The sequence below is a fragment of the Kitasatospora sp. NPDC034533 genome, from assembly GCF_055575155.1.
In genome coordinates, this window is sequence record NZ_JBVITE010000004.1 from 1 (window position 1) to 25,273 (window position 25,273).

Sequence of the window (25,273 nt, forward strand, 5' to 3'; positions counted from 1 at the left end):
TCGGTGAGCAGGGCCAGCAGCTCCGGCTCGTCGTTCAGCACCCGGCGCGACAACAGCCGTCTGCCCTCGGCGTCCAGCACCACGCAGTGGTGGTGGGTCTTGCCGATGTCCGTGCCCGCCCAGATCCGGGTCACCTGTTCCTCCGGTCGTTCAATGCGCACTGTTCGTCCGGACGACCTCGCCGGCGTGGTCCTACTCAGCGATGCACCCGCGAGGGGCTCGCAGCTCCTAATCAGCGGCCGAGTCGTCGTGAGACGCCGGGCGGCCAGGTGATGGGAACCATCGAGGGCAACCGACTGAAAGCCATACCCGGCGTCTCTGGGCCTCAGGACCATACGACTGGCCCGTCCAACCCATCAACAACGTAGGACCGACTGAGCGCCGAGGGGTTCAGCCCCGGACGGTCGCGCCGTGGGCCCCGTACGAGGCGGCGGACTCGATGAAACGCCTCTCCTGCATGGCCGACGGCCTGCGGACCATCAGGACGGCGAGGACCGCCGCCACCACCCCGGCCAGGTCGGAGGCGATCAGCCAGACCACGGCGTCCTGGTAGTCGTCCACGTACTCCGCCGAGCCGGCGAACCGGGAGCCGAGCCGGCCGGTCAGGTTGGACAGCAGGAAGGCGGCCCACCAGAGGTTGAGCAGCGGCTGCGGGTGCGGCAGCCGCACGCCGTTCTCGTCCGCCCGGGCGCTGGCCCTCCAGGTGTCGACCGCGATCTGCCGGGGAACCAGAGGAGGACCACGGGGGTGAACCGGCTGCCGATCGCCCAGCCGCGCCGGAACCAGCGGCATCGAACGGTTTTCCGCGCCGGGCGCAGGCTGCGCGCCGGGCGGGGGAGCGGCCTAACCTGGAAGGGCGCGTTCGGTGCGTCGCCCGCGAACGGAAGCGGTGGCCATGACGGTGATCTCGGCAGCTCTCTTCGGTACCGACTGGTGGCAGCCGCAGCTGCCCGGCGGTGCCGAGCTGCTGCGCGAGTGCGCCGCCCGCGGCTGGACGGTGGTGCTCACCGGGCCCGGGCCCGCCGGGGCGCCGGCGCTGAGCGTGGCCGATCCCGGGGGAGATCCGGTGCGGGCCGCGCTGGAGCTGGTGGACGGCAGGCCGGGGCACGCCGTGGCCGTCACCGGGAGCGTGCGCGAGGTACGGGCGGCGCGGCGGGCCGGGGTGCCGTGCGTCGCCCTGGCGGCCGGCGGGGACACCGGCCCGGAGCTGCGGGCGGCGGGTGCGGCCGAGGTCCACCGCGACGCCGCCGCACTGCTGAGCGTCCTGGACGACAGCCTGCTCGCCCGCCCCCGGGCCTTCGGGCCCGTCGGCGCCGCGTCGGGCGGCACCGGGAGCGGTTAGCGCCTGCCCGCCCCGGGCAACCGCCCGGGTGCGAGCACGGCACGTCACCGGAAGTGTCGGAGGTGACCGAGATGGACGGACCCGCGTTGAGCGGACGGGAGCGGCGGCTCCTTGAGGAGATCGAGTCCGATCTGCGCCAGGACACACGGCTCGACCGGAAACTGAGCACGATGGGCGCCGTGCCGCCCGGCCGGGTCCGGCGCGTGGTCCGCGCCGTCGGGCGCCGGCTCTCGGCGGGGGTGGTACTGACGGCCCTGGTGACGACGGCGATCTGCCTCGGCGTGGGCGTACGGACCCCGGCCGTCTCCGTCCTGGTCGCGCTGGGCGTGGTGTGGGCGGCCACGCTGGCGGCCGCGGTCGCCACCTCCGAGCTGCTGCGCCGCCGCGGTGCGGCCCGTAAGGGTCACCCCGAAGCCGCGGACCCGGTGGAGCCCCGGGATCGGGACCGCCGGGACCGCCGGGAGCGCCGCGAGCGGCGGCCCTGGGACCGACCGGAGGCATGAGGCGATGACCACCGACCTGTGGGAGCACCGACCGGGCTCCCATCCCGCTGCCGACGTCACCCTGGCCGGGTACGAGGTGCACGCCACCGACGGCCCGGTCGGCCGGGTCGTGCAGGACGCCGGGGACCACCTGCTGGTCGACGCCCAGCCGTGGGTGCCGGGCGCCCGGGTGCTCGTCCCGGTGGGGCTGGTCGCCCGGCTCGACCACCTGGACCGCGCCGTCCACCTCGACTGCCCGCGCGCCCGGCTCAGCTCCGCCCCGCCCGCGGCCGTCGACCTGACCGCCCCGCACCCGGGCTGAGCGGCCCGCGCCATGGGCTGGCCGTCCACCACGCTCATCGGCCGGACGGTCGCCTTCCTGGTCGCGCCGTACGGGGCCGAGCAGGTCGAACTGACCGACCCCTGGCAGGCGGTCGCGGAGTCCGGTGGCACCCCGCGGCTGCTGTCCACCGCCGAGGGCCGGGTCCGGGCCGTCCGGCACCACGCCGCGGCCGACACCTTCGCGGTGGACGCCCTGGTCGCCGACGCCGACCCGGCCGACTACGACGGGCTGGTCCTCCCCGGCGGCGTCGCCAACCCCGACCGGCTGCGCGTGGACCGCCCGGCGGTCGCCTTCGTGCACGCCTGCTGCGCGGTGGGCCGCCCGGTCGCGGCGATCTGCCACGCGGCCTGGACCCTGATCGACGCCGACGCCGTCCGCGGGCGCACCCTCACCTCCTGGCCGAGCCTGCGCACGGACCTGGTCAACGCCGGGGCCCACTGGGTGGACGAGCCGGTGCACGTCTGCCATGAGGGCCCGGGCCCGCTCGTCACCAGCCGTGAGCCGGCCGACCTGCCGCTGTTCGACGACTCCTTCGTGACGGAGTTCGCCCACGCGGCGGCGCGGCGGCGATGACCGACGGGGAAGGATCGCGACCTCGGCCTCAGCGCGCGGCCAGGCGGACGCCGATCGTGGCGGCGCCGTAGGGTTCGGGGGCCACGGGCAGGTGAAGTCCCGGTCCGTGAGGTCCGCCGGTTCGGTGCCCGGCCGGGCCGTCGACGCCGGGGGTGCGTGTTCCGGGGGGCGTTCGCCCGACGGTGCCGCGCCGATGTCGTCATCGGTGCCCGGCCGGGCTGCCGATTCCGGGACTCGGGGGTCCGATGGGTGCGCGCCGGAGGCCGTTCGCGCGCCGCTGCCGGACGGGCGCCCCGCGCTGACCACCTCCACGACGTCCCCGGCCCGCCCGCCGGCGGGCTCCGGGCGGTGGCCGGCCTGCCGGGCACCCGGCGGGCGGCCGCAGAGGTCGCCCGGCGCGTCCCCCGGCGAGACAGGTCACCGGTGGCCCCCGTTCGCACGGCCCCTTCGGGGCAGGCCGACCGGGAGCCTCCCGGCCGTGCCCACCTCAGTCGCCCCGGAGGCGCACGAAGGTGGCGGTGGGAGGCCGGCCGGTGAGGGTGAGTTCGGCGCGCAGCGGGGCGGTCAGCGGGTGGATCGGGCCGTGGTCGGGGTCGGTGGTGGGCGGGCCGAGCAGCGGGCGGGCGACCTCGGCGACCTCGCGGGACTGGACCGGGGTGAGCCGCGGGGTGGTCAGGAACACCCGGCCGTCGTCGAGCCGGAGGATCAGCGCGTGCGGGTGGGCGGCCGGGCCGGTGACGGCGCGGACGGTCGCGTCGAGGGTGTCGCTGCGGCGGTACTTGACCCAGATCCTCCCCGCACCGCGCGGCCGGTAGGGGGAGGCGGCGGCCTTGCAGACCAGGCCCTCCACCCCGGTGCCGGCGAGCCGTTCCATCCACTCCAGCGCCTCCGTCCGGTCCGTGGTGGCCATGACCGGCTGGATCGGCGGGGGGACGTCCGCGAGGGCGGCGAGCAGCAGCCGGCGCCGGTCGGTGAGCGGCAGCCGCCGGACGTCGCGGCCGGGCAGGGCCAGCAGGTCGAAGGCGATCAGCCCGAGTGCCACCTCCGGGGCGGCAGCGCGGGCCTGGCGGGTGTGCAGCAGTTCGCCGAAGGCGAACCGGCCGTCCCGCCAGGCGACCAGCTCGGCGTCCAGCACCAGCCCCTCGGGCAGCCGGGCGACGGCGGCGGCGATCGGCGGGAACTCGGGCGCCAGGTCGCGGCCGCTGCGGGACTGGAGGTACGCGGGCTGGGCGCCGCGGGCGAAGGCGACGCAGCGGAAGCCGTCCAGCTTCAGCTCGTACTGCACGCCCCCGCCGCCCAGGCCGTCGGCGGGCGGGACGGCGCTGACGGCGGCCGGGCGGATGACCTCGACGGGCGGCCGGAGGACCTGGCGGGGCTGCTGCCCCGACCGTTCCGGCGGGGCCGTCCGTCTCGGTCGGGTCGGCGTCGCCGGCGTGCCGGGCAGTGGCCGGGCCTGCTCCGGGTCCAGCAGCGGGGCGAGCAGGTCGCCGTGGGCGGCCAGCCGGTCGGGAACCTCGGCGAGCGTGAACACCAGGTCCTCCTCGGCGCCGGCCCGCTCCAGTTCCGTCCAGGCCAGCGGGGTGGAGACGGTCGGCAGCGGACGGGCCCGCAGGGTGTACGGCGCGGCGGTGGTCTTCTTGGCGTTGTTCTGCGACCAGTCGACGAACACCCGGCCCCGGCGCCGGGCCTTGGCCATGGTGTGCACCACGAGGTCGGGGTGTTCGGACTCCAGGGCGGCGGCCAGCTCCTTCGCGTACCCGGAGACGCGGGCGCTGGGCGTGGGCTCGATCGGGACGAGCAGGTGCAGGCCCTTGGAGCCGGAGGTCTTCGACCAGGCCGCCAGGCCGTCCGCCGCGAGGCGCTCGCGCAGCAGCAGCGCGACCGTGCGGCAGGTGAGCACGTCCGCGCCCTCGCCGGGGTCGAGGTCCAGCACCAGCCGGTCGGCGAGGGCGGGTTCGGCGGCGTGCCACTGCGGGACGTGCAGTTCCAGACAACCCAGGTTGGCGACCGCCAGCAGCGCCGCGCCGTCCTCCAGCACCACCTGGCGCAGGTCACCGGTGCTGCTCGGCACGTCGACCGTGCGCACCCAGTCCGGGGTGCCGGGCGGCGGGTTCTTGGCCACGAACACCTCCGCCTCCACGCCGTCGGGGCAGCGCAGGAAGGAGACCGGGCGGTCGCGCAGGTGGGGGAGCAGGGCGGTGTGCACGGCGGCGTAGTAGCGCAGCACCTCGCCCTTGGGGGTGCCGGTGCGCGGGTAGTACACCTTGTCGAGGTGGGAGAGGGCGAGGGTGCGCCCGTCCACCGTCATCTGCGGCACGGTCCGCCTCCGAAGCCTCCGGTGGGTGGCCCCCGCAGGCCAGTGTGCCCCGCTTCGGCCACGGCCGCGCCCGGCCCGGGGTGCGGGGCGGCCGGGCGCGGTCGCGGGCGGGGGCCGGCTTGCTTATGGTGAGGGCGCGGTCGCACCCCTTCCGCCCCGGTGGCGGGAGCCGGGAGCGCCGCCGGGGGGCCGCGGGGGGACAGTAGAACGCGGGGGGCAGCAGGGGGGAACCACCGACGAAGGAGTTCCCGTGACCACCGCCCGAGACATCATGCACACCGGCGCCCAGTGCATCGGCGCCCACCAGACGCTGTCCGAGGCCGCGCGGATGATGCGCGACCTGCACGTCGGTTCGCTGCCGATCTGCGGCGACGACCAGAAGCTCAAGGGCATCATCACCGACCGCGACATCGTGCTGCGATGTATCGCGGAGGGCAAGGACCCGGAGAGGATGACGGCCATGGAGCTGTCCGGCCACCTGCACTGCGTACGGGCCGAGGACAGCATGGAGACGGTGCTGGACAAGATGGAGCGGCACCAGATCCGGCGCATCCCGGTGATCGACGGGGACCGCCTGGTCGGCATGATCAGCGAGGCCGACCTGGCGACGGGCCACCGTCAGGGCCACCGGCTGACCGACGAGCAGATCATGAAGTTCATGGACAGCGTCTACATGAAGCAGTGACCGGCTGACCGGTCTCCCGTGCCCCGTCCCCGCCGCGAGCGTGCCGGACGGGGCACAGGTGTCCGCGGCCGGCGTCGGCCGGGTCCGTCCCAGGGCGTGGAACTCCCTTTCCCACAGGGCGGGACGGGGGCACAATCGCGCCCATGGGAAAGCAGTACGAAGTCATCGACGGCCGACTGCGCGAGTTCATCGAGCGCCAGCCGGTCTACTTCGTGGCCACCGCCCCGCTGGCCGCCGACGGGCACGTCAACCTCTCGCCCAAGGGACGCTCGGGGACCCTCGCGGTGATCGACGAACTCACCCTCGCCTACCTGGACTTCGGCGGCTCGCAGGCCGAGACCGTCGCCCATCTGCGGGAGAACGGCCGGATCACCCTGATGTGGTGCGCCTTCGAGGGCCCGCCGACCGTGGTGCGGGTGCACGGGCGCGGCGAGCCGGTCTTCCGCGACGACCCGCGGTTCGCGCAGTTGCTCGGCCGCTTCGACCCGGGCGCCGACGGCTCCGGCCTGCGGGCGATCGTGCTGGTCAGGGCCGACCGGGTCAGCGACTCCTGCGGCTACGCGGTGCCGTTCATGGACTACCGCGCCGACCGCGACCTCCACGCCCGGTACTTCGACCGGCAGGACGAGGAGGAGTTCGGCGCCTACTGCGAGCGCAAGCCGCTGGTCGCCACCAGCATCGACGGCCTGCCGGCCGTGCCGCTGCCGCTGCCGCCCCGGCCGTCCTGACCGCTCCTCCCGGAACGCGGCGAGGCCGCCGCACCCCACCGGGGGTGCGGCGGCCTCGTGGCGCGCGGCCTTACTTGCTCAGACCGGCCTTGACGGAGCAGACCGGCCAGGCGCCGGGGCCCTGGGCGGCGAGGACCTTCTCGCCGATGGCGATCTGCTGGTCCTTGGTGGCCTGGTGGGCCTGCGGGGCGTAGGCGGTGCCACCGAAGGCGGCCCAGGTGCTGGAGGTGAACTGCAGGCCGCCGTAGAAGCCGTTGCCGGAGTTCACGGCCCAGTTGCCGGTCGCCTCGCAGGCGGCGACCTTGTCCCAGACCGAAGCCGGCGCGGCGGACGCGCTGGTGGCCGTGACGAGGCCGGCCACCGGGAGGGCGGTGAGCGCCCCGGCCATCAGAGCCATCCGGACGCGGTTGCGGCGCTTCGGGGTGGCAGTGGTGGTGGCAGCGGCAGTCTCGTTACGGAAGGTCATGGAGTTCCTTTCGGAGGGGTTTGCGAGCGCGCGGAACCAGGCCCTCGGAAGGCCTTCGGTTTCGGGGACACGTCGCTCGCGTGGTCCGGCACCGTCGCGCTCGGGGGCTGGTGGCCCGGCCGTAGCGGTCGCTCGGTGCAACGGGTTCGAAGTTACGGGTGCGGTTGTGGCGGTTTCAAGGATTCGAAGGTTTAGCCACGTCAGAGGGCCGTTACCGGCGGTAAAAATCAAGGAAATGGGAGGATTTCGCCCGATTTAGACCTATTTCCAAGATCAAAACGGCCCCGGAAGTGGCCCGCGCCACTCCGGACCCGCCCCGGAACCGCTGTGAGGCCGCCCACACGGTCGACAGCGCGTGACGGCCCCTCGGCCGCCGGTGCCGAATCCGCCGCCCCCGACGCCCGCCGGGGTGGCCCCCACCACAGCGCTCACCCGGAGCGCCCGGTGCCCTCACTCCCGGTGGCGGGGCATAACCTCAGGCCCATGAGCAACGAGAGCGATGCAGCGGACACGGCGGGCCGGGGAGAGGCCGACGCCGGTGCGGGCGGGGCGGCCGCGGCGGGGGTGCCGCTCGGCGCCGGGGCGCACGAGGTCGCGCCCGCACCCGCGGGCTTCGAGCTGGGCACCGACGGCCCCAAGGTCGTCCTGGCCGGCCTGGACGGCTCCGACTCCTCCTGGCGCGCCACCGCCTACGCGGCCGGACTCGCCCGCCGGCAGGGCGCCGTCCTCGCGGTGGCCTACATCCAGCCGATCCTCGGCGCCGCGACCGCCCTGGCCGGGGCCGCGGTGGAGGAGACCACCCAGGAGATCGCCGACGAGCTGCTGGCCGCACTGCGCGAGGCCGAGCACCGGGTGCGCGAGGTGTGGCGGGTGGACTGGCGGTTCCTGACCATGCGCGGCGACCCGTACGCCGGGCTCGCCAAGCTCGCGGACGAGTTGCGAGCCGACGCCGTGGTGGTCGGCGTCTCCGAGAAGGCCGGCCACAAGGTGATCGGCTCGGTGGCGGTCCGGCTGGTGAAGGCGGGCCGCTGGCCGGTCACCGTCGTTCCGTAAGGCCCGCACCCCGGGGGCGAGCCGCCGTCCTCCACCGCCGGGAGGCGCGGACGGCCCCCGGACGGGCGGCGGGTAGGGTGCGTGACCATGACGGACACGCGGGGCACGCACCCCTCCGAGCCCGCCCACCCGACCGGCAACGACCTGCATCTCGACCTCCCCGCCGCCGGCGGTCGCCGAGCCGCGCTGATGGCGGCCCTGCGCGAGGCGATCCGCAGCGGCAGACTGGCCCCCGGTACCCGGCTGCCGCCCTACCGGGCCCTCGCCGCCGACCTCGGCCTGGCCCGCAACACCGCCGCCGAGGCCTACACCGAACTCGTCGCCGAGGGCTGGCTGACGGCCCGTCAGGGCTCCGGCACCACCGTCGCCGAACGGGCCGAAGCCGTCCCGCGCGCCAGGGCCCGCCGCCCCTCGCGCCGGCCGGGGCCCGCCCACGACCTGCGCCAGGGCCAGCCCGACGCCGCCTCCTTCCCGCGCACCGCCTGGCTCGCCGCCGCCCGCCGGGCCCTCACCGCCGCCCCCAACGAGGCCTTCGGGCCCGGCGATCCGCACGGCCGGCGCGAACTGCGCACCGTCCTCGCCGACTACCTCGCCCGCGCCCGGGGCGTGCGCACCGACCCCGACCGGATCGTCGTCTGCTCCGGCTTCGCCCACGCGCTGAGGCTGCTCTTCGACGGCGCCGCGCCCGTCCTGCCGCCCGCCGAGCACGGACCGCTGGCCGTCGAGGCGTACGGACTGGGCTTCCACCGCGGGCTGCTGGCCGCCGCGGGCGTCGCCACCGTCCCGCTGCCGATCGACGAACACGGCGCCCGCATGAGCCAGTTGGCGCGCCATCCGGACATCCGCACGGCCCTGCTCACCCCCGCCCACCAGTTCCCCACCGGCGGCCCGCTGCACCCGGGCCGGCGCGCCGCCGCGGTCGACTGGGCACGCGGGCGCGGCGGGCTGGTGCTGGAGGACGACTACGACGGCGAGTTCCGCTACGACCGCCAGCCTGTCGGCGCCGTCCAGGGGCTCGACCCGGAACGGGTCATCTACCTCGGCAGCACCAGCAAGAGCCTGACCCCCGCGCTGCGGCTCGGCTGGATGGTGCTGCCCGACCACCTGGTGGACCGGGTGCTCGCCGCCAAGGGCGAACGCGAGGGCTGGGCCAGCGCCCTGGACCAGCTGATCCTCGCCGAGTTCATCGACTCCGGCGGGTACGACCGGCACGTGCGCCGGATGCGCCGCCGCTACCGGGACCGCCGCGACCAGCTGGTCGCCGCGCTCGCCGCCCGCGCCCCGCACGTCGCCGTGTCCGGCATCGCGGCCGGCCTGCACGCCGTGCTGCGCCTGGAGCCGGGCAGCGAGCGCTCGGTGCTCAAGGCCGCCGCCTACCGGGGCCTGGCCGTCGACGGGCTCGCCGATTACCGGCACCCGGCGGTCGACGAGGCGGCGATGCCCGTGGTCGACGGCCTGGTGGTCGGCTACGCCACGCCGCCGGACCACGCCTACCCGGCGGCGCTCGGCGCGCTCTGCGACATCCTGCCGCCGTCCGCCTGAGGCCGGGCCGGGGCCCCGGAGGGGCGGCGAAGCATAGGCCCCCGGGGCCGCCGGCGGGGGCGGAACGCGATCGGCCGGTACGGGGTGTCCGCCCGTCGCTCCTGCGTCGGTACGGACCCGCGCCGAGGAGGGCAACCCCGGCGGTGGTGGCGCCTACGCTCCTTGGTCATGCGCAGAACACCTTTGAGTCGCGCCGCGCTCGCCGCGTGTCCGGCCCTCGCCGCCGGTCTGCTCCTGTCCGCCGCCCCCGCCGCCCGGGCCGCCGACACCCCGCTGCCCCTCACGGCCGTCTCGGACAAGCAGACGACCGTCCGGGGCGGCGAGTTCACGCTCACGCTGACGCTCACCAACCCGTACGACACCCCGATCCAGTTCGTCTACCAGAGCGTCCAGGAGACCTACGGCACCAGCCTGCAGAGCGGCCTCAAGTTCACCGCGACCGCCTGCGGCACCCAGACCAACGGGTGCAGCGACAACGTCCACGGCGGCATCGCCCGCTACAACGTGCCGCTCGCTCCGGGCGCCAGCAGCAGCTTCACGGTGACGTACGCCGTCGCGCCCGACTCGGCCTGCGGTCCCGCCACCCGGATCGACTTCTACTCCTACCTGTACTACGAGTACAACAGCGGCGAGTCCGCCAACTCGGGCATCGTCGGCGTCCCCGGCACCCAGGTCGCCTGCGCCTGACCCGCCGGCTCCTTCGGCGTCCTCCGGTGCTCCCGGCGCCCCGGGCGCCGGGAGCACCGGCCAGGGGCGCGCGAGCCTCCCCGGCGCGGCTCCCCGCCGCGCACCCCCCGTTCACCCGTCAGGTGCCGGCCTCCCCCCGTGTCGGCGCCTGACGGGCCGTTTCGCGTTGCGGCGCGTGTGGTCGCCGCGCCGCGCGGACGTCCGTGCCGCCGCCCGGGACGGTGTGCCGGGTTGACGCCGGACGGTCGCCCTCGGGCCCGCCGCGCGGTCCTCGGCCCGTCCGGAAAAGCCTTGGGCGGCACGGGGACCGCGGAGGCGAACGGATGTTCCTCCGGTTCACGGGGCCATGGGGCCGGACCGGGCCGGATTCACCCTATCGGGGGGTAGTGGGCCACCGTGCGGGCCCGGCCGGGCGTTGGTGATCTAGGGTTCCGGATGGATCGCCGGGAGACGGCGGCCCCATTTCGCGCACATCGCCAACGCCCCCACCATCAAGCGGATCTGACGGTCCGTCATGGCATGCGTCCGGGCGGGCCGGTATGCCCCAGGACGCGTGACCCGACCACAGGAATGGAGACCACTGCCGATGACCGTGGACACGAGCCCGGAGGCAGTGCAGGCCAAGCAGCAGAGCCTTGCGACGGCCGCCGCACGGAACCTCGCCACCACGACCAAGTCCGCACCGCAGATGCAGGAGATCACCTCCCGCTGGCTGCTCAAGGTGCTGCCCTGGGTCCAGGCGGCCGGTGGCGCCTACCGCGTCAACCGCCGGCTCACCTACGCCGTCGGCAACGGCGTGGTGGAGTTCGTCAAGACCGGCTCCCAGGTCCGGGTGATCCCGGCCGAGCTGGGCGAGCTGGCCCTGCTGCGCGGCTACGAGGACGAGGAGGTCCTCACCGCGCTGGCCGACCGCTGCCAGCAGAGGGACTTCGGCCCCGGCGAGGTGCTCGCCACCCAGGGCGAGCCCGCCGACCGGATCTTCCTGATCGCGCACGGCAAGATCAACAAGATCGGCACCGGCAAGTACGGTGACGACACCGTGGTCGGCGTGGCCGGTGACGGAGACCGGTTCGGCGACGACGCACTGCTGAACCCCGACGCCACCTGGGACTTCACCGCCAAGACCACCACCGCCGGCGTCGCCCTGACCCTCACCCGGGCGGACTTCGCCCGCATCCGGGACGACGCGCCCAGCCTCCAGGAGCACCTCCAGGCCTTCCTGGCCCTGCCGCTCCAGGCGCAGAACGAGCGCGGCGAGGCCGAGATCGCCATGTCGGCCGGCCACAAGGGCGAGTACGAGCTGCCCGGCGCCTTCGTGGACTACGAGCTCAAGCCGCGCGAGTACGAGCTGAGCGTGGCGCAGACCGTCCTCAAGGTGCACACCCGGGTCGCGGACCTGTACAACCAGCCGATGAACCAGACCGAGCACCAGCTGCGGCTGACCATCGAGGCCCTGCGCGAGCGCCAGGAGCACGAGATCGTCAACAACCCGGAGTTCGGCCTGCTCAACAACGCCGACTTCGACCAGCGCATCCAGACCCACTCCGGCCCGCCCACCCCGGACGACCTGGACGAGCTGCTCAACCGCCGCCGCGACCCCGACTACCTGCTCGCCCACCCGCGGACCATCGCCGCGATCGGCCGGGAGTTCAACGCCCGGGGGCTGTACCCCACCCACGTCGACCTCGGCGGGCAGCAGGTGCCGGCCTGGCGCGGGGTGCCGATCCTGCCGTGCAACAAGATCCCGGTCACCGAGCAGAACACGAGCTCGATCATCGTGATCCGTACCGGCGAGGACAACCAGGGCGTCATCGGCCTGCACCAGACCGGCATCCCGGACGAGTACCAGCCGTCGCTGTCGGTGCGCTTCATGGGCATCGACGAGAAGGCGATCATCTCGTACCTGGTCAGCGCCTACTACTCGGCCGCCATCCTGGTGCCGGACGCGGTGGGCGTGCTGGAGAACGTGGAGATCGCGCACCGCCGCGGCTGAGCGCGCGGCACAGCGGGCGCGGGCCGTAACCGGTCGGCGCGAAGATCGTTTGACCTGATGACGGACGGCCCGCCCCCGACGGCGGGCCGTCCGCCTGACCGTCTTTGATCACTTCTGGTCGTATGCGATGGATATTTCGTCCGGGATTCGACCGAACTCGACCGTCCACTCTGTTCCGTCCCGTCCTTCACAGGCGACCCGAGAGGTGTGTGGAGCCCATGCCCCAGCGTCGGCAGATCCGCCGGATGCCGGCCGGTGGCGGCGGGGGCACGTTCACCGGGCGGCAGGCCCGGCTGATCGGTGCGACGGTCGGCGTGGTCGCGGTCTGCGTGCTGGTCGGCAGCGCGTCCGCGTCCGGCACCGGGGGCTCCGGCGGGTACCGGCACGGCCCGGTGGCGGACGTCTGCGTGTGCGGCGATGCGGACGTGTCGGTGTCGCCGCGTCCGGGCGGACAGGTGGGTGTGGACGTGGACGTGGACGTCCAGGTCGGGGTCAGCATCGCGCCGAGCTTCAGCCCGGGGCACCACACGCTCGAACCCTGGCACTGGCACCACCCGTGCCACTCGCCCTCGGCCATCCCGTGGCCCTCGGGGCACTTCCCCTCGCCGACGGGGCCCACCGGGCACTTCCCTTCCCCCACGCGGCCGACGGGGCCCTCCGGGCACCTCCCCTCGCCCTCGGCCACGCCGTCGCCCAGCGGGCACTTCCCCTGGCCCGCGCTCCCGGTGGTGCCGGGGCTGCGGGGCGAGCCCGGGCGGCCGACCACGGGGCCTGGCGGCTCCGGGCCTGGCGGCTCCGGGCCGGGTGGTTCCGGGCAGGGTGAATCCGGGCACGACGGTGGTGGCCACGAGGGCGATGAGCACGACGGTCACGGCTGGCACCACCACCATCACCACCACCCGCATCCCTGTCCGAGCCCGACGCCGTCACCCACGCCCTCGCCGACGCCGACTCCCTCGCCGACCCGGTCCCACACGCCCAGCCCCTCTCCGACGCCGAGCCCGACGTCCACGCCGTCGCCGTCGCCGTCGCTGTCGCCGTCGCCGAGTCCCAGTCCCAGCCCCAGTCCCACTCCGAGCCCCAGTCCGAGCCCCACCCCCAGCCCGAGTCCGACGCCGACCCCCACACCGTCGCCGAGCCCGCCATCGCCCAGTCCGTCGGCCCCCACCCCATCGCCCGCGTCACCGGCGCCTCCGGCCTCACCCGCGCCCCCGGCCTCACCGGCGCCTCCGGCCTCACCGGCACCTCCGGTGCCACCGATGCCCCCCGTGCCACCCGCGCCCGTGCCGCCTCCCGCACCGGCACCGCCCCCTGCCCCCGCCCCGGCGCCGGGGGCCCCCGCACCGGCACCACCTGCCCCTGCCGCGCCGGCCCCCGTACCGGCAGCACCCGTCCCGGCTCCGGCCGTGTCCGTTCCGGCCGTGCCCGCACCGGCGGCACCCGGCCCGGCCGTGCCCAGCGCGGTGGCTCCCAGCCCCGGGGCCCCCAGTCCCGCGGCCTCGCCGAGCCCGGCGCGCCCGAGCCCGCTGTGGCCGACCCCGCCCGCGAAACCGACGTTCCACGCCCCCGGGACGAAGCCCCTGACCCTGACCCGGCACCACCAGGGCACCTCGATGACCACCATGCTGCTGGTGATCATGGTCCCCGGTGTGATCGCGGCGGCGGCCCTGCGGCCAGGCCGTGGCGGGCGGGGGCGCGGTGGCCGCTCGGGTCGGTCCTGACCGCCTGACGGTTCGCCGCCGGCCGCCCGCTGTGCGGCGGCCGGCGGCGAACCGGGGTCGATGGACTTCACGTTCCGTCACAAGCCAAGCCAGAGAAGGGAGTTCCCATGTCCGAGTGGGTGGCGATGGTCATCGCCATGGCGTCGGCCTGTGCCGTCGTGGTGGCGGTGGTGCTGCTGAGGAAGCGCCGGCCGATCGGGCCGGAGAGCAGCGAGGAGACCCCGGACGTCATCGAGTACATCACGATGATGATCGGAGTGGTCTACGCGATCGTCCTGGGCCTCGCCATCGCGGGTGTCTGGGAGGCGCGCGGCGCCGCGCAGGACGACCTGTTCCAGGAGGCGCAGTCGCTGCGGGAGGTGAGCGACCGCGCGGTGATCTACCCGGCGGAGTTCCGCGACCAGGTCCGGGCCGACGTGGACGCCTACGTCACGTACGTCGTGAACACCGAGTGGTCGGTGATGCAGAAGACCGGTCAGATCACCGAGAAGGGCGACGAGCTGTTCCGGAAGATCCAGAACGACGTCGCCACCCGGTCGCCGGCCTCCGACCTGGAGTCCCAGGGCTACCAGCCGATCATGGACCGGATCGGCCAGGCCTCCGCCGCCCGCGACCAGCGCGGGCAGAACGCCGGGCCGACGATGCCCGGGGTGGTCTGGGTCGGCCTGATCGGCGGCGCGGTGGTGACCGTCGGCATGCTGTTCGCGCTCCAGATCCGGCGCACGCCAAGGGAGTTGATCCTGGCGCTCTGCTTCAGCGTGCTGATCGCCTTCCTGCTGTTCATGATCTGGGACTTCGACAATCCGTTCTCCCGGAGCGTCTCGGTGACCACCCAGCCGTTCCAGGACCTCTTCCCCTCGCTCGACCTCTCCGGCTGAACCGGCCGAACCGGCCGAACCGGCCGAGCCCGTCGCACCGGCTGGACCCGTGAGCCGGCGGGGAGGGCGGCCGGACCATGGGCGCCGACGGCCCGCGCGGAGGTTCCGCGCGGGCCGTCACTCACTGGCAACCATCACCTGATGCCCCGTCAGCGAAGGGCGGAGTCCATCGCGTTGAGCATCGTGGCGGAGGCGTCGTCGTTCTCCAGCGAGAAGGCGAACAGCCCGCCCAGGCCCTTGCTCTTGGCGTAGGCCCCGCGCGCCTGGACGGCCTGCGGGGTGTCGCCGGTCCAGAAGTTGGTGCCGTCGTAGGCCCAGCTGCTCTCGGTGACCGGGTCCCAGTGGGTCTGCGCCGCGGTCAGGTTGAGCTCCTTCCAGGCGGCCAGGCCGGACTCCTGGCTCAGCGGCTTCTTGGCCGTCGGACCGGTCGCGCTCTGGTACAGGCCGAAGTTGGAACCGGCCGGGACACCGGTCCAGCCGCGCCAGTAGAACGGGATGCCCAGCACGATCTTGTTCGCCGGGAAGCCGCCGGGGATGCCGTACTCGGGCAGGCCGGTGGTGTACGCCGCGAGCGTGGTGTCCACGTTGTACTTGCGGGCACCCGGGGTGATCGGCGTGGTCGGGTCGGCCGGGCTGTCGTGCAGCGGGTCCTGGTGGTTGGTCGGGCCGGTGGCGTCCCACGCGCCGTGCATGTCGTAGGACATCACGTCGGCGTAGTCCAGGTAGGCGCCGATCTTGTCGGTCTCCAGCTGGGCGATCTTGTCCTGGCCGCTGGGCAGCGCGGCGCTCAGGATGTAGCGCTTGCCCTGGGCGGCGCCGAGGGCGTCCAGCTGGGTGCGGAACTCCTTGAGCAGCAGGGTGAAGTTCTGCTTGTCGGCCGCGGAGTAGTGGTTGCCGGTGTGGCCGCCGGCCGAGCCCGGGTACTCCCAGTCGAGGTCGATGCCGTCGAAGAGACCGGCCGCCGAGGCCTGGCCGCCGGAGGCGTCACCGGCGACACCGGTCGGCAGATTCCCCTTGAGGAACATGTCGACGCAGGAGGAGACGAACGCCTTCCGGGAGGCGTCGGTGGCGGCCGCGTCGGAGAAGTACTTGGAGTACGTCCAGCCGCCGATCGAGATGGTGTAGCGCAGGTTCGGGTACTTGGCCTTCAGCTGGCGCAGCTGGTTGAAGTTGCCCTTGAGCGGCTGCTCCCAGGTGTCGCTGGTGCCGTCCACGCTGGTGGCGGAGCTGTAGTCGGCCTGGTAGTCGGCGTAGGCGTCGCCCGCGCCGTCACCGGCGTTCGGGTTGGACTCGTTGGCCGAGTCGGAGGCCTTCACCGCCTGGAAGCAGGTGAACTTGGTGGGGTCGATGTTGGCGAACGCGTAGTGGATGACGTCCAGTTTGCCCGCGGCGCCGCTGGTGTCGACGTTCTTCGCGTTGTACGCGTTCTCGTAGACGCCCCACTGGTCGAAGTAGGCGGAGCGGACCGGCTGCTGCGCGGGGGCGGCGGAGGTCGTGGTGGACACCGGCGCGGACTGGGCGGAGGCGTGGCTGCCCGAGTAGCCCTGGACGCTGAAGGTGTAGCTCTTGCCCGGCAGCAGCGAGCTGACCGTGACCGAGGTGCCCATCGAGGTGGCGACCAGCTGGCCGTTGGACCACACCTTGTAGGCGACCGCGCCGTCACCGCTGGTCAGCGTGGACGGCTGCCAGGTGAGCACCACCGCGTTGGAGGTGGTCTTGGTGACCGCGAAGCCGGTCGGGGTGGTGACCTTGCCGTCTCCGGCCGGGCCGCTCGCGGTGGCCGTCGGGGTCGGGGTGGGGGACGTGGGTGTGGTGGTCGGCGTCGGGCTGTTGGTCGGGGTGGGGCTGCCGGTGGGGGTCGGGCTGGTGGTGGGAGTGGGGCTGCCGGTCGGGGTCGGGCTGCCCGTCGGGGTCGGGCCGGCCGGGCCGGTCAGCGTGAGGTCGTCCGCGTAGTACGGGCCGGTGCCGTACCAGCCGTGGGTGAAGACGGTGACGGAGTTCGTGGTGGCACCGGTGGTGAAGGTGGTGCTCAGCTGGTTCCAGCCCGTCCCGCCCGGGGACCAGGCCGAGGAGTTGACGCCGGTGCCGGTGGCACCCAGGTAGACGTAGCTGCCCTGGACCCATCCGGCCAGGGTGTACGTGGTGTTCGGCTGGACGGCGACGGTCTGCTGGCACTGCGCGGTGTCGGAGGCCGAGACGGCGCCGCTGAGGGCGTGGGTCCCGCCGTGCACCGGGGTGGTGACGACCGAGCCGTTGGAGCAGGTCCAGCCGGCCAGGGTGCCGGTCTCGAAGTCGCCGTTGGCCAGCAGGTTGACCGGGGCCGCCGACGCGGAGCCGAAGGTCAGGGCGATCGCGGCGCCGCTGGTGGTCAGGGTGGCGGCCAGCGCCAGCGCGGTGGCCCTTCTGCGGTGGGCGGCCCGGCGGCCGGTGCGCTCCCCGTCGGGGTGGCTCGACTGTGCGGGCAGGACGCGGTCGTGCATGCGGTGGATCCTCCGGATGTGTGGGGGTTTCCGGCGGTGCTGCGGCCCGGGCGGGCCTGGGGAGCCGGCCCGGGCGCGGTGGGGGCGCACGGGCTGGTGACGCATGGGGCGGGCGGTGCGCGGACACGACGGGTGGTCGACCCGTGCACGTCACGACTGAACAGATTGGACTGGACCAATATTCGCCGTCAAGGGTGTCCGCCCGCTGGGACGTGCCCGGCCGCGGGAGCGCCGGCCCGGTAGGTTGACCGTACGAGCAGGCCCGTCGAACGGAGGAGGCGCAATGGACAGCCAGGACTGGGACGACCGCTACGCCGCGAGCGAGCTGGTGTGGGGCGCGGCGCCCAACCAGTGGGTGGTCCGTGAACTGACCGGCCACACCCCCGGACACGCCCTCGACCTGGCCGCCGGAGAGGGCCGCAACGCCATCTGGCTGGCCACCCAGGGCTGGGAGGTCACCGGCCTGGACTTCTCCGCCGTGGCGCTGGAACGCGCCGAGCGGCTCACCGCCGACCTGCCCGACGAGGTCGCCGACCGGCTCACCTGGCGCCACGGCGACGCCCGCACCATCGAGGCCCCCGCCTCCGGGTACGACCTCGTCCTGGTCGCCTACCTCCAGCTGCCCGCAGCGGACCGCCGGACCGCGCTGCGCCGCGCCGCCGGCGCGCTGGCTCCCGGCGGCACCCTGCTGGTCGTCGGGCACGACCTGAGCAACCTCACCGAGGGCGTCGGCGGCCCGCAGGACCCGGCCGTGCTGTTCACCCCGGAGGACGTCCTGGCCGATCTCGCCGATCTCGGGCTGCGCACGGTGCGCGCCGAGCGGGTGCGGCGCACGGTCGGCGGCGAGCCGGGGCACCGGGCCGGCGGGGTCGCGGCGGACGCCCGGGTCGCGGTGGACGCGCTGGTGCGGCTGGAGCGGAGCGCCGACTGACGGGCCCGGCCGGTCGGCGGGGCCCGGGTGCCACGGGAGGTACGGCGGCCCCTGCCGGCCGGCGGAGCCCGATCCGCCTCGCGGCGTACGAGAACTGATGCGACGTCAACTAGCTTGTGGGCATGAGGAATAGCATGCTCGTGGCGGTCGCGGTCGGCGCCGTCCTGCTGCTGGCCGGCTGCGGCGGTTCGGGCTCGGGGTCCGGTGCCGGCGCCGAGGAGCGGCCCGGACCCGGGCCCACCGGTGCGGAGCGCCGCGCCGACGGCGCCCGACTGCTCTACCGGGCCGCGGGCGGCCACAGCGCCCAGAACCCGGCCTTCGCCCCGGACGGCCGTTCGGTGCTGCTGACCGAGTTCAGCGGGGGCTACAACAGGGGCGCCGCCGCCCTCGGTGTCCTGCCGTCGGACGGCGGCGCACCCCGCACGGTGCTGGCCGACCCTGACCGGGCGGCCGTGAACCTCCCCGGCGCCAGTTGGAACGCCGCCGCCGACGCCTTCGCCTTCGCCACCGACCGGGAGTCCGGCCACGACGAGGTCTGGGTGATGAAACCGGGCGGCGCCCCCGAGCGGGTGACCAGCCACGCCGACGGCAGCGGCTACAGCGAACCGAGCTTCTCCCCGGACGGCGAGTGGATCGTCTTCCAGCAGAGCCGGGAGCCGGAGCACGCCGCCCCGGGGCAGGACGATGACGGCGGACAGGACGACGCGGCCGAGCAGGACTCGATCTGGAAGGTCCGCCGCGGCGGCGGCGCCCCCGTCCCGCTGGTGGACGGCCGGGGCACCGGCACGGACAACCGGCAGCCCAACTGGTCCCCGAAGGGCGACCGGATCGTCTTCCAGCGCCGGAGCGCGGGCCGCGAGGACTGGTCGCTGTGGACGGTGGGCGCGGACGGCGGCGGGCTGCGGCAGGTCACCGACGCGCCGGGCGAGCACACCGACCCGAGCTGGTCCCCGGACGGCCGCTTCCTGGTGTTCTCCTCCAACCTCGGCGACCTGCCGAACGCCCAGCTCTTCGTGGTGGCGGCGGACGGCGGCACTCCCGTCCGGGTGACCCACGAGGACGCCGCCTACGACGGTGCCCCGAGCTGGTCCCCGGACGGGAAGTGGATCGCCTTCGAGTCCGCCCCGGGCGGAGGGGCGGCCCCCGCCGCCCTCTGGCGCATCCCCGCGCCGGCGCGTTAGAGGGACTGAGCCGCGGTGATCGTGACCACCGCGTACTGGGCGACGGTCAGCGGCACGCTGACCGTCGCTCCGGTGACGGTGTACGGGACGGCCTTGGGCGCCGGGTCGGTGCCGTCCGGACTGGCGACGGTGACGGCGGTGACGCTCGCCCCGGCCGGGAGCGCGTAGGACAGCGTGCAGTTGGCGGGGCTGCTGCGGAACGCCGCCGGAGTGTCCCCGAAGTTGCTGAAGTTCACCAGGTGGACGACGGTGTCGGCGCCGAGCCGCCGGGCGTCCAGGAAGATCCGCCGGTCCCCGGCCAGCGTGACGGCCGGCGGGGCGGACTGCCGGACGGCGGTGAGCAGTTGGTCCGCCGAGGCCTGGTCGGTCCTGGTCAGGTAGCTCAGCCCGGCCAGGGCCTTGACGTACCAGCAGCTGCCGTTGCCGAAGGAGTTCTGCCTGGTGGCGGGCAGGGGGTCGGCCCTGCGCAGGCCGAGCACGTCGGAGAGCGCGAATTCGGCTCGCTGGCCACCGAGTTCGTCCAGAGCGGTGGGCGCCGGGCCGGTGATCACGACCGTCCCGCCGGCCGCGACGAAGCCGCGCAGCAGCGCCGCCTCGGCGTCCGAGACCGCCTGGAGGTTGGGCAGCAGCAGGACCTTGAACCGGGCCAGGTCGTCGGCCGTCAGGCCCGGGCTGGGCACGGTGTCGAACGGGACGTGGGCGTAGACCAGTGCCTTCACGGTGCCCCGGAACTCGCCGAGCCAGGGGAGCGAGGCGCAGCTCATCTGCGGGTCGTCGCCGCCCCACCAGTCGGTGATCCCGGCCGGGGCCGTGGCGTTGACGTACATCCCGTTGCCCTCGCCGGGGGACACGTAGTCCCGGGACGGCGCCGAGTGGTAGACGCCGACCTGCGCGATCGAGACCGGGTCGTAGAGCTTGGCCTGGTTGACGCGCACGAAGCGGTACATCCGGGTGCGCATCGCGGCGTCCACGGTGTCGTTCTTGAACGGGGTCTTCACCTCGTACGGGTTGCAGCCGGCCGCGATCAGCTGGGACATCACCAGCGAGGCGTCGTCGGCCTGCCAGCCGTAGGAGAACGCCCAGGCGGGCTTGGTGCCGCTGGCGGCGCGGGCGTACTTGTACATCGAGATCAGGCAGACCCAGTCGGAGGCGGTGGCGTGCCGCATGCCGTCGTAGTTGCCGAGGATGTCCACCTCCCAGACCTGGCTGACGGCGCCGGGGGCCTGGCGCAGGTAGCCGCCGTCCAGGCCGATCGAGGTGGCGTAGCGGTAGTCCATCGAGACGGTCTCGACGAAGGTGACCAGGTCGGGGTTGACCGAGCGGCCCGCGGCGGCGATGTCCAGCTGGAACCCGAGCAGGTTGCGGTGGCGCCACTCGACGTAGCGGCGGAAGACCGGGTCGGCGTAGTTCGCGGCCTTCGGCAGGTCCAGGCCGGTGTCGGCCTTGAACGCGGCGGCGCCCCAGGTGGAGGCGTCGCACCAGGAGAGCACGCCGTCGAAGTAGATCGGGACGTCCGGCCAGATGCCGTCCACGCCGGTCGCGGCCACGCCCTTGATCCGGTTGAGGTAGTAGTCCCGCCAGGGCGAGTTGGGGCTGAGCCAGACGCTCTCGTCGCCCGGATCGACCCAGACGACGACGCTGCCGTAGAACACGTTGGGCTTTCCGGCGAGGTCGCGCTGGACCCAGTTCTTGCCCTGGTCGTTCTTGTAGAAGGAGCGGCCCTTCTCGCCGCCGGGGGAGATCAGCTCCAGCGACGGGTAGTACATGACGACCTTGAGGCCGGCGGCGTGGGCGAGGCCGGTGAACTGCTTCACCTCGGCCATGTGGGCGGCGAACTGGGCGTCGGTGAGCCAGTCCGAGAGCAGCGTGTCCAGCTCGATGACGCTGACCTCCTGCGCCTTGAGGGCGTCCACGTAGCCCTGCATGTCGGCGGGCTCGTTGAAGGTGCCGTCGGCGATGCGGGCGTAGCGGGCCCAGTCGGGCCAGGCCGGGGCGGCGGGGGAGGAGCCGGCGGTGTGCGACGTGGTGCGCCGGAGGGACGGCCAGATGCCGTCGTACTGCGCGGTGCCGAATTCGTGGCCCGGCGCCGTGGCGGCCCGGGCCGTGCCGCCGGGCAGCAGCCGGGCGGCGGCCAGGGCGCCGCCCGCGCCGAGGCCGGCCCGGAGCAGGCGGCGGCGGCCGAGGCGGGAGCCTCCGGGGCGTCGTGGTGTTGCGTGCTGTTCGGTTCCTTCGTGCTGCTCGGGCATGGTGGTCCCCCCAGCGTGAGCGGGCCGGCGCGGGTGGGCACGGCCCGGGAACGGTCGTGAGCACTGCGAGCGGTGCGGAGGCCGGGCGCCGTCGCCGTCGGTGTGCTCTCGGGGCGGCGGCCTCGGGCCGACCCTAGACGCTGCGCGGCCCCGGCCGTCCCGTCCCGGCCCGTGGCTACGACAGACGTCGGACCGCCGGTTCCCTCAGTGTGCGGACCGCTGCCGGGGTGAGGTGCGGGGGAGTACGGGGTAGGGGTGCTCCCAGGACACCGTTGATGATCATAAATTCTCTACAGTGCTGTAGATTCGCGGCACGGGCGGTGGCAGAACGAGGAGGACGCGATGAGCGTTTCGCTGGCCAAGGGGCAGAAGATCAGCCTGGAGAAGCCGGGCGGCGGGCAGTTGAGCCTGGTCCGGATGGGCCTCGGCTGGAAGGCGGCCGAGCGCAAGGGCTTCCTCGCCAAGCTGCTGTCCGCCGGGCGGGAGATCGACCTGGACGCCTCGGCGGTGCTGTTCGCCCAGGGGCGGCCGGTGGACGTGGTGTTCTTCCAGCACCTCAACAGCAACGACGGCTCGGTGCGGCACAGCGGGGACAACCTGGTCGGCGGCGCGGGCGACGCGACGGACGACGAGTCGATCACGGTCGACCTGACCACCGTCGCCGCCGAGGTCGACCAGATCGTCTTCACCGTCAACTCCTTCACCGGGCAGACCTTCCAGGAGGTCGAGGCGGCCTTCTGCCGGCTCGTGGACGAGACCACCGGCATCGAGCTGGCCCGCTACACGCTCACCGGCGGCGGACCGTACACCGCGCAGATCATGGCCAAGGTGCAGCGCACGGCGGGTGGTTGGCAGATGACGGCGATCGGTCAGCCGGCCAGCGGGCGTACCTTCCAGGACCTGATGCCGGAGCTGGTCAAGCACCTCTGATCACGCTCGATACCCGCCCGGCGCCCGGCGTCAGTCGATGTCGCGGCGCCGGAACCCGGCCAGGGCCAGGGTGATCAGGGCGGCGGCGGCCAGGGTGAGCAGGGCGAGCGGCGTCCAGTCCATCGCCGCCGCCGGGAGCCGGGGCACCCGGCCGTACGGGGAGAGGCCGTCCAGGCCCGCGGGCAGGTCCAGCAGCGGTCCCAGGTAGCCGATCACGAAGGCGTACGCGGGCACCAGCCAGGCCAGCGGCGTCGCCCGGGGCAGCCAGCCGTACACCGCCGCGGCGAAACCCACGGTCACCCACTGGGCGGGCGCGAAGGCCAACGCCGCGCCGGTCAGCCGCAGGAACGCGCCCCCGTCGCCGCTGGACAGCGCCCCGGCCAGGCCGAAGCCCGCGCCCGCCGCGAGCAGCACGGCGGTGGAGCCCAGCAGGGCCGCCGCCAGGTGCCCGCCCAGCCAGGCGGACCGCGACACGCCCGTGGCCAGCACCGGTACCGCGCGTCCGGCGCTCTCCTCGGCGCGCGGGCGCAGGGTGGCCAGCACCGCGTAGACGCCGCCGATCACCGCGATGACCAGCATGGTCAGCGCGGCGTACTCGTCGGCCAGGGTGTGCCCGCCGAGCCGGGACAGCGCCTCCCGGATCCGGTCGACGTCCTTGAGCATCGAGTCGGCGGCACCGAGCAACGAGCCGTACATCGCGCCGACCACCAGCATCGCGGCGGCGAAGCCGGCGAGCAGAGCGCGGTGCAGGCGCAGCGCCAGGCCGAGCGGGGTGCCCAGGGCCGGAGTGCCGGTGGCCGGGCCGGGGCGGGCGGGGCGCAGGCCGGCGCCGTGGTCGCGGCGGCTGCTCAGCGCGAACCCGGCGGCGCCGGTGGCGGCGGTCAGCGCGAGGGCGGGCAGCAGCGGCCACCAGCGGTCGTCCACGAAGGGGTAGGCGCGTTGCAGCCAGCCGATCGGGGAGGCCCAGGACAGCGCGCCCGACCCGGCGTCCCCGGCGGCGCGCAGCGCGTAGGCCGCGCCGAGCACGGCGAGGGCCAGCCCGGAGGCGGTTCGGGCGTGTCCGCTGAGCTGCGCGGTGACGGCGGCCACGGCGGCGAACAGCAGCCCGGCGAGGGCGGTCGCGGCGCCGAACAGCGCCGCGCCGGCCGCGTCGACGCCGGGGACTCCCAGGGCCGGCAGGCCGGCCGCGAGCAGCAGGCCGAGTGCGAGGTCGGCGACGGCGGCGGTGGCCAGCGCGGCGGCGAGCGGGGCGTGCCGGCCGACGGCGGCGGAGCGGACCAGTTCGGCGCGGCCGCTCTCCTCCTCGGCCCGGGAGTGGCGGGTGACGGTCAGGACGCTCAGCAGGCCGGCCAGGACGGCCAGCAGGCCGAGCATCCGGTGGCCGAGCATGGCACCCCAGGTGTAGTCGGCCAGGTAGTGGGCCGGTCCGCTCATCGCGAGCATCGCCGGGTTGCCCGAGCCGTGGGCGATGGCGGTGCGGTCGGCGGCCGTCGGGTAGACGGTGCGGACGCTGTGGGCGGTCGCCAGGGTGGCCAGCCAGAGGCCCAGCACCCAGGCGGACAGCCGCAGCCGGTCGCGGCGCAGGGCGAAGCGGAGCAGCGTGGCGGTGCCGGCCAGGGTGGTGCCGGTCCGCGGGCGCCGGGGTGCGTCGGCGCGGCCGGTGGCGGACCGGGCGGTGGTGGCGGTCATCGCCGGGCCTCGCCCTCGGCGCGGTGCCCGTCGGCGGTCGGCTCGGTGGCGTAGTGGCGCAGCATGAGCTCCTCCAGGGTGGGCGGGTGGCTGACCAGGCCGCGCAGCCCTGCGGCGCTCAAGGCCCGTACGGCGGCGTCCAGTTGGTCGCCGTCCACGGCGAACCTGACCTGGTTGCCGGTGGTGTGCAGGTCGTGCACGCCGGGCAGGGCGTCCAGCCCGGTGACCGGGTGGCGGGTCTGGGCCAGGACGGTGGTGCGGGTGAGGCGGCGCAGCTCGTCGAGGGTGCCGCTCTGCACCACCCGGCCGTGCCGGATGATGCTGACCCGGTCGCCGAGCTTCTCCACCTCGTCGAGGATGTGGCTGGAGAGCAGGACGGTGCGGCCCTCGTTCCTGGCCTGCCGCACGACGTCCTGGAAGACCACCTCCATCAGCGGGTCGAGGCCGGAGGTCGGCTCGTCGAGCAGCAGCAGTTCGGCGTCGGAGGCGAGCGCGGCGACGATGGCGACCTTCTGCCGGTTGCCCTTGGAGTAGCTGCGGCCCTTCTTCGTCGGGTCGAGGTCGAAGCGCTCGATCAGCTCGGCGCGGCGGCGGTGGTCGGGCCGGCCGCGCAGCCGGGAGAGCAGGTCGATGGCCTCGCCGCCGGTGAGGTTGGGCCAGAGTTCGACGTCGCCGGGCACGTAGGCGAGGCAGCGGTGCAGTTCGACGGCGTCGTGCCACGGGTCCTTGCCGAGCATCCGGGCGCTGCCGCCGTCGGCGCGCAGCAGGCCGAGCAGGACGCGGATCGTGGTGGACTTCCCGGAGCCGTTGGGCCCGAGGAAGCCGTGGACCTCGCCGGTCTCGACGGTGAGGTCGAGGCCGTCCAGCGCGGTGGTCCGGCCGAAGGCCTTGCGCAGGCCGGACAGGGTGATGGCCTTGGTCATATTTCTGAAGCTACCGTAGTTTCAGAAAAACGTGAATATTGGGAAGGCGTTAAAGTTCAGGCCGGGGGACGGGTGATCACCGG

At 74.3% G+C, this 25,273-nt stretch carries 23 protein-coding genes and 1 pseudogene; 14 read left to right on the forward strand and 10 right to left on the reverse strand.

Features of this window, described 5'->3' with window-relative positions:
• Both ACZ55U_RS04210 and ACZ55U_RS04215 read right to left on the reverse strand, forming a co-directional pair.
• The coding region (locus tag ACZ55U_RS04210; RefSeq protein WP_465522609.1) for an IS110 family transposase at positions 1 to 134 on the reverse strand (134 nt) is incomplete at its 3' end.
• Between the two features lie 256 nt (positions 135 to 390).
• Positions 391 to 792: a DUF4328 domain-containing protein gene (locus tag ACZ55U_RS04215; protein WP_465522239.1), complete on the reverse strand. Its 402-nt coding sequence runs from the start codon at positions 790 to 792 to the stop codon at positions 391 to 393.
• A 103-nt stretch (positions 793 to 895) separates the two neighbouring features.
• On the opposite strand from ACZ55U_RS04215, the gene ACZ55U_RS04220 reads away from it, so the two are divergent.
• The 4 genes from ACZ55U_RS04220 (at position 896) to ACZ55U_RS04235 (ending at position 2,740) form a co-directional block, all read left to right on the forward strand.
• Positions 896 to 1,342 (forward strand): HAD family hydrolase, encoded by a 447-nt coding sequence (locus ACZ55U_RS04220; protein WP_465522241.1) that lies wholly within the window; start codon positions 896 to 898, stop codon positions 1,340 to 1,342.
• Between the two features lie 71 nt (positions 1,343 to 1,413).
• The gene (locus ACZ55U_RS04225) at positions 1,414 to 1,845 is read left to right on the forward strand and encodes a DUF3040 domain-containing protein (RefSeq protein ID WP_465522243.1); all 432 of its coding nucleotides are present in this window, start codon (positions 1,414 to 1,416) and stop codon (positions 1,843 to 1,845) included.
• 4 nt (positions 1,846 to 1,849) lie between these two features.
• Positions 1,850 to 2,146 carry a PRC-barrel domain containing protein gene (locus ACZ55U_RS04230; RefSeq protein ID WP_465522245.1) on the forward strand — a complete coding sequence of 99 codons (297 nt, stop codon included), beginning with the start codon at positions 1,850 to 1,852 and terminating at the stop codon, positions 2,144 to 2,146.
• A gap of 12 nt (positions 2,147 to 2,158) precedes the next feature.
• Positions 2,159 to 2,740, forward strand: coding sequence for a type 1 glutamine amidotransferase domain-containing protein (locus tag ACZ55U_RS04235; RefSeq protein WP_465522247.1), 582 nt, complete (start codon positions 2,159 to 2,161; stop codon positions 2,738 to 2,740).
• A 487-nt stretch (positions 2,741 to 3,227) separates the two neighbouring features.
• Here ACZ55U_RS04235 and ACZ55U_RS04240 read toward each other — a convergent pair whose 3' ends face one another.
• Together ACZ55U_RS04240 and ligD are read right to left on the reverse strand one after the other, a co-directional pair.
• Positions 3,228 to 4,025, reverse strand: a complete 798-nt coding sequence (locus ACZ55U_RS04240; RefSeq protein WP_465522611.1) for an ATP-dependent DNA ligase — start codon at positions 4,023 to 4,025, stop codon at positions 3,228 to 3,230.
• Between the two features lie 153 nt (positions 4,026 to 4,178).
• Positions 4,179 to 5,048 (reverse strand): annotated as a pseudogene (gene ligD, locus ACZ55U_RS04245) (non-homologous end-joining DNA ligase); the annotation flags it as partial.
• Between the two features lie 259 nt (positions 5,049 to 5,307).
• On the opposite strand from ligD, the gene ACZ55U_RS04250 reads away from it, so the two are divergent.
• Together ACZ55U_RS04250 and ACZ55U_RS04255 are read left to right on the forward strand one after the other, a co-directional pair.
• Positions 5,308 to 5,742, forward strand: coding sequence for a CBS domain-containing protein (locus tag ACZ55U_RS04250; protein ID WP_465522249.1), 435 nt, complete (start codon positions 5,308 to 5,310; stop codon positions 5,740 to 5,742).
• A gap of 143 nt (positions 5,743 to 5,885) precedes the next feature.
• On the forward strand, positions 5,886 to 6,470 hold the full coding sequence (locus ACZ55U_RS04255) for a pyridoxamine 5'-phosphate oxidase family protein (RefSeq protein WP_465522251.1): 585 nt from the start codon (positions 5,886 to 5,888) through the stop codon (positions 6,468 to 6,470).
• A gap of 70 nt (positions 6,471 to 6,540) precedes the next feature.
• Here ACZ55U_RS04255 and ACZ55U_RS04260 read toward each other — a convergent pair whose 3' ends face one another.
• Positions 6,541 to 6,936, reverse strand: coding sequence for a transglycosylase family protein (locus ACZ55U_RS04260; RefSeq protein ID WP_465522253.1), 396 nt, complete (start codon positions 6,934 to 6,936; stop codon positions 6,541 to 6,543).
• 483 nt (positions 6,937 to 7,419) lie between these two features.
• Between ACZ55U_RS04260 and ACZ55U_RS04265 the strand changes: the two genes are divergently transcribed.
• The 4 genes from ACZ55U_RS04265 to ACZ55U_RS04280 all read left to right on the forward strand — a co-directional run bounded on the left by ACZ55U_RS04265 (position 7,420) and on the right by ACZ55U_RS04280 (position 12,211).
• Entirely contained in the window at positions 7,420 to 7,989 is a 570-nt protein-coding gene (locus tag ACZ55U_RS04265) for a universal stress protein (RefSeq protein ID WP_465522255.1), read from the forward strand.
• Positions 7,990 to 8,076: 87 nt separating this feature from the next.
• Entirely contained in the window at positions 8,077 to 9,531 is a 1,455-nt protein-coding gene (gene pdxR, locus ACZ55U_RS04270) for a MocR-like pyridoxine biosynthesis transcription factor PdxR (protein WP_465522257.1), read from the forward strand.
• A 168-nt stretch (positions 9,532 to 9,699) separates the two neighbouring features.
• Entirely contained in the window at positions 9,700 to 10,218 is a 519-nt protein-coding gene (locus ACZ55U_RS04275; protein ID WP_465522259.1) for a hypothetical protein, read from the forward strand.
• A gap of 586 nt (positions 10,219 to 10,804) precedes the next feature.
• The gene (locus ACZ55U_RS04280) at positions 10,805 to 12,211 is read left to right on the forward strand and encodes a family 2B encapsulin nanocompartment shell protein (RefSeq protein WP_465522261.1); all 1,407 of its coding nucleotides are present in this window, start codon (positions 10,805 to 10,807) and stop codon (positions 12,209 to 12,211) included.
• An 889-nt stretch (positions 12,212 to 13,100) separates the two neighbouring features.
• On the opposite strand, the gene ACZ55U_RS04285 is transcribed toward ACZ55U_RS04280, so the two are convergent.
• On the reverse strand, positions 13,101 to 13,379 hold the full coding sequence (locus tag ACZ55U_RS04285; protein ID WP_465522263.1) for a hypothetical protein: 279 nt from the start codon (positions 13,377 to 13,379) through the stop codon (positions 13,101 to 13,103).
• Between the two features lie 660 nt (positions 13,380 to 14,039).
• On the opposite strand from ACZ55U_RS04285, the gene ACZ55U_RS04290 reads away from it, so the two are divergent.
• Positions 14,040 to 14,810, forward strand: coding sequence for a bestrophin-like domain (locus tag ACZ55U_RS04290; RefSeq protein ID WP_465522265.1), 771 nt, complete (start codon positions 14,040 to 14,042; stop codon positions 14,808 to 14,810).
• A 149-nt stretch (positions 14,811 to 14,959) separates the two neighbouring features.
• Here ACZ55U_RS04290 and ACZ55U_RS04295 read toward each other — a convergent pair whose 3' ends face one another.
• A complete protein-coding gene (locus ACZ55U_RS04295; RefSeq protein ID WP_465522267.1) occupies positions 14,960 to 17,290 on the reverse strand; it encodes a glycosyl hydrolase family 18 protein in 2,331 nt (776 codons plus the stop codon).
• A gap of 283 nt (positions 17,291 to 17,573) precedes the next feature.
• On the opposite strand from ACZ55U_RS04295, the gene ACZ55U_RS04300 reads away from it, so the two are divergent.
• Together ACZ55U_RS04300 and ACZ55U_RS04305 are read left to right on the forward strand one after the other, a co-directional pair.
• Positions 17,574 to 18,221, forward strand: coding sequence for a class I SAM-dependent methyltransferase (locus tag ACZ55U_RS04300; protein ID WP_465522269.1), 648 nt, complete (start codon positions 17,574 to 17,576; stop codon positions 18,219 to 18,221).
• Between the two features lie 122 nt (positions 18,222 to 18,343).
• Positions 18,344 to 19,402, forward strand: coding sequence for a TolB family protein (locus tag ACZ55U_RS04305; RefSeq protein ID WP_465522271.1), 1,059 nt, complete (start codon positions 18,344 to 18,346; stop codon positions 19,400 to 19,402).
• On the opposite strand, the gene ACZ55U_RS04310 is transcribed toward ACZ55U_RS04305, so the two are convergent.
• Entirely contained in the window at positions 19,399 to 21,648 is a 2,250-nt protein-coding gene (locus ACZ55U_RS04310; RefSeq protein ID WP_465522273.1) for a hypothetical protein, read from the reverse strand. The genes ACZ55U_RS04305 and ACZ55U_RS04310 overlap by 4 nt on opposite strands.
• Positions 21,649 to 21,990: 342 nt before the next feature.
• Between ACZ55U_RS04310 and ACZ55U_RS04315 the strand changes: the two genes are divergently transcribed.
• A complete protein-coding gene (locus ACZ55U_RS04315) occupies positions 21,991 to 22,578 on the forward strand; it encodes a TerD family protein (protein WP_465522275.1) in 588 nt (195 codons plus the stop codon).
• A gap of 30 nt (positions 22,579 to 22,608) precedes the next feature.
• On the opposite strand, the gene ACZ55U_RS04320 is transcribed toward ACZ55U_RS04315, so the two are convergent.
• Together ACZ55U_RS04320 and ACZ55U_RS04325 are read right to left on the reverse strand one after the other, a co-directional pair.
• Complete coding sequence (locus tag ACZ55U_RS04320; protein WP_465522277.1) at positions 22,609 to 24,267, reverse strand: ABC transporter permease; 1,659 nt, start codon at positions 24,265 to 24,267, stop codon at positions 22,609 to 22,611.
• Complete coding sequence (locus ACZ55U_RS04325) at positions 24,264 to 25,190, reverse strand: ABC transporter ATP-binding protein (protein WP_465522279.1); 927 nt, start codon at positions 25,188 to 25,190, stop codon at positions 24,264 to 24,266. The genes ACZ55U_RS04320 and ACZ55U_RS04325 overlap by 4 nt, the downstream gene beginning before the upstream one ends.
• Positions 25,191 to 25,273: the final 83 nt, after the last annotated feature.